Below are 7,594 nucleotides of genomic sequence, written 5' to 3' on the forward strand. Positions count from 1 at the left end.
TGGTTTTAGCGGTGGGGCTCACCTGTTCCCATTCCGAACACAGAAGTTAAGCCCACCAGCGCCGATGGTACTGCGAAAGCGGGAGAGTAGGTCGCCGCCAGTCTTTATTTAAACTCCTTCATCAACACGATGAAGGAGTTTTTTTATGCCCGAAAATTCAAAATCCTTAAAATAAAAAGATAAAAAAATCTAAATCTGCAAATGCATCTACATTAAATAGATTAATGAGACTAAATTATATACTTCAGTTAAGTTGTAAAATAAAAAAGCCTTACATAAATGATGTAAGACTTTTTGAATTGGCGAGATATTATATTTTATGACCAATGCGGATCTGAAATGGATGGTTTCCCTGTCTCTACTCTACCAGCAAAATGCCAGGTAAAATTTCCGGAGGTCAATTTCAAATCATACCAGCCTTTTGTTTTATTAAGACTGATCATTATCTTTTCTTGATTTTGCCGTAAACTTATATTGTGTTTTCTATTTTCATAAAGATTTTCTAATGTAACAGATATATCCGCAGTATTTGTTTTTCTAATAATAAGCCACACTTCATTTTTTGTTGGACTATGATCAATTAAAATTTCCAGGTCAGGAGTTGTATCTCCTTTGAATTTTCTGTAAAAACCGTTCGGTCCAAAAACTTCATAATCAAAATTATCAGATTTTACAGTGTGGGATAACTCCTGTTTGGAGTATAAAGCATAAGAAAAATAAAAATCATCAGCATCAAAATTTGTTCTGTCGTAAATTAGTAAAGGAACAGCCTTTTGTTTTAAATTGGTCATTTTTATTTTATCATCTTCCAAATTTACATGATAATCATAGGGAAGTGCATGTGAAGGTTTAATTCCTCTTTCCTGAAGCTCAAGTAAATGATTATCTAATTCATTTTCCTTATACCATTTTAAATTTGGAACAGGCTTATTTTTCGCAGCATTAATGGCTTTAGTATAATCTTTTTGATCGAGATAATTCATTCTGGGAATTCTCATACTTGGCGAATTAAATGCTGAAGTCAGATCGCCGCAGATGGATCTTCTCCAGTCACTGATATTATTAACAGTAACATCTTTATTAAATTTCTTGTGAATGAACTTTTCCAGAAACTGTAAAACAGAAGTATGGTCAGAAACTTCAGAATTTACAAATCCTCCTTTTGTCCATGGAGAAGCGATAATCATCGGAACGCGGTACCCTAAGCCAACTGTTCCTTGCTTAAGCTGTTCTTTCAACATAAATTCCTGATTCCTGTTCACATATTCCACGCCGTCTTTTCCGTTCATGTCAACAGGCTGGTTCGGATTCAGCGGTGGAGCAAAAGGCAATACATGATCGAAATATCCGTCATTTTCATCATAGTTAATAATGAAGATTGTTTTTTTCCAGATTTCAGGATCTTTGGTTAAAATATTCAATACTTCAGAGATATACCAGGCTCCATACCAAGGAGACCCTGGATGATCCGAAAAGTGTTCAGGCGCTATCAGCCATGAAACCAAGGGTAGTGTTTTATCTTCTACATCTTTTCTGAACTGATACAATACATCTCCTTTTGGGACTACAAGCCGTTCTCCGTTTTCGTCCTGTCCGATTTCCAGATTCCAATAATCCGGATCATTAATATTGGTCGTGAAAGCTTTTTCATGAAGGTTTTTTTCTTCCTGCGACAGTTTTGAATAGTTGTCGGGATGATATTTGATCTGATCTTCTTCCAGTTCTATAATCATTCTTTCCAGCCTTTCTCTCTGTTCCGGATTTTTTTCAATTTGATTTCTAAAATAAGAAATAATTTTCGGAATATTCTGATAATATCCTTTTGAGAACTTGACATTAAATTTTGAAAACCATTCAATCGGATTATCAGTAAAGTTACTCAGCCAGGCTTCCTGCTCGCCGGACATTCCTTTAGGAAGACTGATTTCATTCTGATAAATTTTCCATGAAATATCCTGTTCTTCCAAAATCTCAGGAAAACTTTTCCATTTTGCCTGACGGTCCTTATCGTAATCAATATTTTCATTGTAAACATTCGCTTTGACTTTTCCATTCTGCTGTTCACGTAATGTTCCCGACCAATGAAACAACCGGTTTGGCGTTGTACCGGTTAAGGAAGAACAGAAATATTGATCAAAAATCGTAAATGCATCGGCTAGCTGGTAATAAAACGGCAAATCTTCCCGGTTATAATATCCCAAGGTCAGTGGAATGTCTTTATACTCTTTATTTCCGGATGCTTTTGCCTGAAGCCATTGATCGTATTTTCCTTTGTTTAAGGCGATCTGCTGATCGGTCCAGGAGTGTGGAAGAGAGCTCATCCATGTGGCTTTTGTATTCCTGAGATCCAGACGTGCGGGAGCGGCATATTTTCCCGCATCATTTTTTTGAAAAAAAACAGAATGGCCGTCCTGTTTTGTAAAAGCCCTCCGATCCAAAAATCCTCTTACTCCTTTCAAGGCACCAAAAGTATGATCAAACGAACGGTTTTCCTGCATCAGGATGACAACATGTTCAGCATCATAAAATGTAGATTGTGCAGCAGGATCAATGGTTAAAGCTTTTAAAATAGAAGGGTGCAGAACACTTGAAGTTCCCAGCCCAGCCATTAAAAGTCCTGATTTTTCTAAAAATTCTCTTCTGTTCATGTGAATAGATATGGAAAGAAACCGCAAGTTAAGAGGTTTTCCTTGCAGTTTCTTTTATTTAGCGTTAAAAATAATCAAACTTTATTGCAGCCACCAGGGTTTAGCATTGATATTGTCACTTCCTCCGTATTGTGAAGCCAATGCAGTCTTAAGGTTGGCATTGTTATAATTATACTCTGATTGGGGGTATCTGAATCTTAAAGGCGCTGATACGCCAGTCTGTAAAGGATAATTCGGGAAACCTGTTCTCAGATAATCGTAATAAGATGTCCATTGCGACTGGTGGAACATTGTCATATATTTTTGAGTTATGATTTTTTCCAACTGTGAGGATAAAGACGCAGAAGAATCATAAGCAACTAACGGAGTTGCTAAATAATTGTTGACATTAAATCCTGAAAAATACTGTCCGGGATTTTTTACATAGGTCTGGTAAAATGTAAAACTTGCCTTGATAGCATTGTCATAATGGGTTTTTGCAGATCCGGAAATCCATCCTCTTGCCGCAGCTTCAGCCAGAATAAATTCCAGTTCCGAATAACTTAAAACTGAAGAAGGTTCATTGGTGGCATCCTTGTAAAAACGGTCATTGACTTTAGAGATATTTTTTGCAGTGATCAAAGCAGCATTGTCAGAATAAGGCGATGTAGGGTTTCCTCCGTTATATCCCGTAAAATCGGTAATCAATTTTCCGGCTTCCTTTGCACCGGTGGTCTGTGCTGCAAAAGTAAACAGCCGGGGATCCTGACGGTCTTTAAATAAATTAATAAAATAATTGGCCATATATAAACTTGAACCATAACCGCTGCTGTTAAACATCGTATACCGGCTGTCTGCAGCATCTGCAAATTTCAGTTCTCCATTGTCCGTAATAGATGTCATCAAAGGCTGGCTTCCTGCAATTGAGGCAAATTCTGAGGCAATATTGTAATTTCCAACTGTTGTCTTTTTAGATAGGGTAATAAGGATTTTCAAACGGAAAGAATTAATCAGTTTTTTCCATTTGGCAGCATCGCCGTTGTAAATGATATCACCTTCGATTTTATCGTTTGAGTTGATTAAATTATTTGCATCTTTTAGCTCGGATAAAATTCCTGCCATTACGGTTTCCTGAGAATCGTATTTGGGCTGAGTGATTCCTGATTCACCTTTTACCGCCTCAGAATAAGGAATGCTTCCGAATTTCAGGCTTAAGTTGAAAAAATAAAAGGCTCTGTAAAACTTTCCGATAACCTGATAGTTTTTATTATTGATCTTTTCCGCTTCCTGCATCATTTTTCCGGTATTCATAAGGTCTTTTGTATACGTGTCAAAAGAAGCATCGTTCCATTTCATATACTGGTAAGGGTTTTCCACATCTGTCCCAATTATCATTCTAGAGGCATATATAGGATCCTGGTTTACCTGGAAAGCATCTGCAGAAACATAAGTCAGTAAATATTTAGGGTCTACACTGGCTTGGTCATTTGGGTTTTCATTGATTTTATCCAGATCTGATTCGCAGGAAGTTAAAGCAACAAGTGCGGTAACAAAGATTGATTTAAAAATATTTTTCATTTGATTTTACATTTAATTAAAATTTAAGATTGAATCCGACTCCAATCCATCTGCTGGAAGGATCCTGAATGTCATTTCCTGTTCCGATTTTGTAATCCGGGTCAGAATACAGGTTTTTAGATTTTTTCCATATCGCCAAATTATATCCTGAAATATTTGCAGTGAAACCTTTTACCATTGCTTTCGGGTTAAGCAAATAAGAGAAATCATATTCAAGGATTACGGATCTCAGTTTTACAAAAGTCCTGTCGAAAACATTAGCGAACAATTCATTTTCATCTTCTGTAACCCTTGCCTGGTAAGGATAGTTCTGTGCATAATCCTGAAAGCTGATTGCTTTGGTATGCGGAGTATAAACACCTGTTGCAGGATTATAGTTTACGCCTTTCGGTACGAAATAATAAGTTCCCGGATTGGAATACTCAAGATCCCTGTAGGCAGTAGAGTTCGGGTGCTTTCCGCCCCACCACATCTTTTCAACGACCTGAGACCTCATCACACCGCCGATGCTGCCGTCAATCCCGACATTTAAGGTGAATTTTTTATATTTAAATATGTTATTGAACCCAAATGTCCAGTCCGGATTAAAGTGCCCTAAATTGGTTGGTGCAGTTGCTCTTGTGGGCATCCCGGTTTCAGCATTCAGTATTACTTTTCCGTCCGGAGATTTCTGCCAGGTGTAATCGTAATAGCTGTCCATCCTTTCGCCTAATTTAATATTATTGTAATTCGGCATATCTCCATAAATGGAAGTCAATTTTCGTTCATATGTGCTCCAGTTGATCAGCGATTTCCATGAGAAGTCAGCTGTTTTAACAGCGGTCAGACCCAATGAAATTTCAAGGCCTTTTGTGGTGTATTCGTTTCCGTTTACATATTGGGAAGTGAAACCTGAAGATGGTGCGCTTGGAAACTGGAGGATATTGTTATAATCCAGAGTCCTGAAATAGGTAGCATCCAATGTAATCCTGTTGTTGAATAGTCCGGCACTCACACCCAGTTCATACGATTTTGTCTGTTCCGGTTTCAAGGTATTTTCGACATTTAAAGTCGTAGGATAATAATACGTCGGATTACCGTTGAATGTAATGCCGCTATTGTTGACATAATAATTCCTGATCGAGTAAGGCTGGAAATCGTATGCCACCTTTGCCCACGACGCAGATACTTTTAACAGGCTTACTGACTCAGGCATTTTAACCAGATTTGAAATCACTGCGCTTATTGAAGCGGAAGGGTAGAAGTATGACCGGTTGGCTTTTGGTAATGTTGAAGACCAGTCGTTACGTCCGGAAACATTCAGGAAGAATACATTATATAATCCAACGTCAATCGTAGTGTATGCACTGTAGATTAATTTTTCCTTTAAATAATCATAATATTTTACTGCTCCGGTTGAATTTTCCAATGTGTACAGTTCAGGGATTATTAAACCGTCTGTTGAAGCATTGTCAATATCATTTTTATAATAAAATGCAGAACCTCCGGCATTGACTGTGAAATCAAAATTCTCTGAAATTTTCTTTTTGTAGGTAGCTAAGACATCATAGTTAAGATTCCAGGTTTTAGTATCATTCAAGATATAGCCGCCGTTTCTGGGTGCACTGTAATTGAAATAAGAATAAGGACTCAGGATTTGCTGTTTATTATGGTTTTCTACAATAGAGATCTTTCCTTTCACGGAAAAATCTTTTGTTGCTTTGTATTCTAAACCGGTTTGTGCATTAATGATATCCGTCCTGTTTTGGTTTTTATAATATTCGGCTCCAAACCACGGGTTATTATACCAGGCATAGTTCCAGTTGGCCTGTGCAGTCCCCTGTTTACCGGGAATCCACAGATGGTTCTTAAGATCCCGTCCGTCTACATCACCTCCCATCCATATCAGGATGGTGTACATGTGGCCGCTCGGATTGTAATCGTAGTTGGGAATATTCGGAGTAAAAGTCCGGTTAAAATTGAACTTGGTATCGAAGATTAATTTTTCGCCTAAATGATTTTCAGATGAAAAGTTAATGCCGTAACGTTGCAGATAAGATTCCGGGACTCTGTCATCATAGTTCATGAAATTCCCGGAAAGCCTGTAAATGTCTTTGTTGTTTTTATAACTGACTGAGAAATTGTTATTATTAATAACTGCGGGTTTCAGGAACGTAGCCAGGTTATCATGATACTGCCAGTCAATCGGAACCCTCTCGTATCTTGATTTATCATCATACTGACTTCCCGTTACTGCTCCGTACCATGGAATGACATGTCCGGTCTGTTTGTCCCTGATCGGGCTGTTCCATTGAGCGATTTTTAAACCGGGAACAAATTTTGGTCCCCAGATCATATCACCGTCGTTCACCCCGCCATCTGCGCCGTCCCAGAATTCATATTTTCCGTGTGAACCGTTTCCGTATTCGGTCTGTGTTTTCGGAAGATTGGTAAATCCGGCTGTGACCATGGTGTTTTGAGAAAACTCAACCGTAAATCCTTTCTTCTTAGCACTTTTAGTCGTAATCAGAACAGCTCCGTAGCGGCCTCTCGAACCATACAGAGCAGAAGCCGTTGCTCCTTTCAGGACATTAATATTGTCAATATTATTCGGGTCTAAATTCTGGAAAACTTCTTTTTCAACAATGATGCCGTCAATCACTAAAACAAGATTTGAGTTTCCCCTCAATGTAAATTCAGGGGCCTGCTGCATTCCGGTAGGATTAGAAACATTTAATCCGGCAACCTGCCCGGAAAACAGGTTTCCGATACTCGGGGTGGTAATCGTCTCAAACTGTTTCGTCCCGACTTCCTGTGTTGAATATCCAATTTTTTCTTTCTTTTTCGCAATCCCCAAAGCAGTGATCACAACACCTTCAATTTGTTTTTCATTGACGCCTTTAAGAACAATCGAGTACGTTCTTTTGTTTGAAACTTCAATCGTATAGGCAGAGAATTCTGGAGAGTAAAATTCCAGGATATCTTTTGGATTTGCTGAAATTGTAAAATTACCGTTGTCATCCGTAATCGTGGTTTTTCCGGTATTTTTATCAGTAATGTTTACTCCTGATATGGTCGATCCGTTCTCAGATTTTACATTTCCGGAAATGTTGATCTCCTGGGCAGTAAGATATAAGGGAAGCAGAAAAACGGCAAAAGTAGCTAAAGTCTTCTTCATTTTTTTGAAAGCAAATTTAGCGGTGTGGTATTACCTGAGTTTTAAGCCGGCATTAAGATAAATATATGATTTTCTGAGAAGGGTTATAAGAAATTTAATGAAAAATAAATATACGAAAGAGTGTAGATTCCTGAAAAATCAGTTTTTTTAAATACTGAAGTTGTTTAAACTTTTAATTTTTTGATTAGCCTTAAAGAAAATGCTAAAAAGTGCAGGTTCTTCCAGGTAATAT

At 37.8% G+C, this 7,594-nt stretch carries 3 protein-coding genes and 1 rRNA gene; 1 reads left to right on the forward strand and 3 read right to left on the reverse strand.

The window, feature by feature from the left end:
• Window positions 1-103: ribosomal RNA gene (rrf, locus tag MKJ01_RS18530) — 5S ribosomal RNA — on the forward strand; the annotation flags it as partial.
• Window positions 104-317: 214 nt separating this feature from the next.
• Here rrf and MKJ01_RS18535 read toward each other — a convergent pair.
• The 3 genes from MKJ01_RS18535 to MKJ01_RS18545 form a co-directional block, all read right to left on the reverse strand.
• Window positions 318-2,648 carry a phosphocholine-specific phospholipase C gene (locus MKJ01_RS18535; RefSeq protein ID WP_241615738.1) on the reverse strand — a complete coding sequence of 777 codons (2,331 nt, stop codon included), beginning with the start codon at window positions 2,646-2,648 and terminating at the stop codon, window positions 318-320.
• Window positions 2,649-2,729: 81 nt separating this feature from the next.
• A complete protein-coding gene (locus tag MKJ01_RS18540; protein WP_241615739.1) occupies window positions 2,730-4,205 on the reverse strand; it encodes a SusD/RagB family nutrient-binding outer membrane lipoprotein in 1,476 nt (491 codons plus the stop codon).
• Window positions 4,206-4,221: 16 nt separating this feature from the next.
• The gene (locus tag MKJ01_RS18545) at window positions 4,222-7,362 is read right to left on the reverse strand and encodes a SusC/RagA family TonB-linked outer membrane protein (protein WP_241615740.1); all 3,141 of its coding nucleotides are present in this window, start codon (window positions 7,360-7,362) and stop codon (window positions 4,222-4,224) included.
• Between the last annotated feature and the right edge of the window lie 232 nt (window positions 7,363-7,594).

The organism is Chryseobacterium sp. SSA4.19, assembly GCF_022601875.1.
In the GTDB taxonomy this organism is placed as follows: Bacteria; Bacteroidota; Bacteroidia; order Flavobacteriales; family Weeksellaceae; genus Chryseobacterium.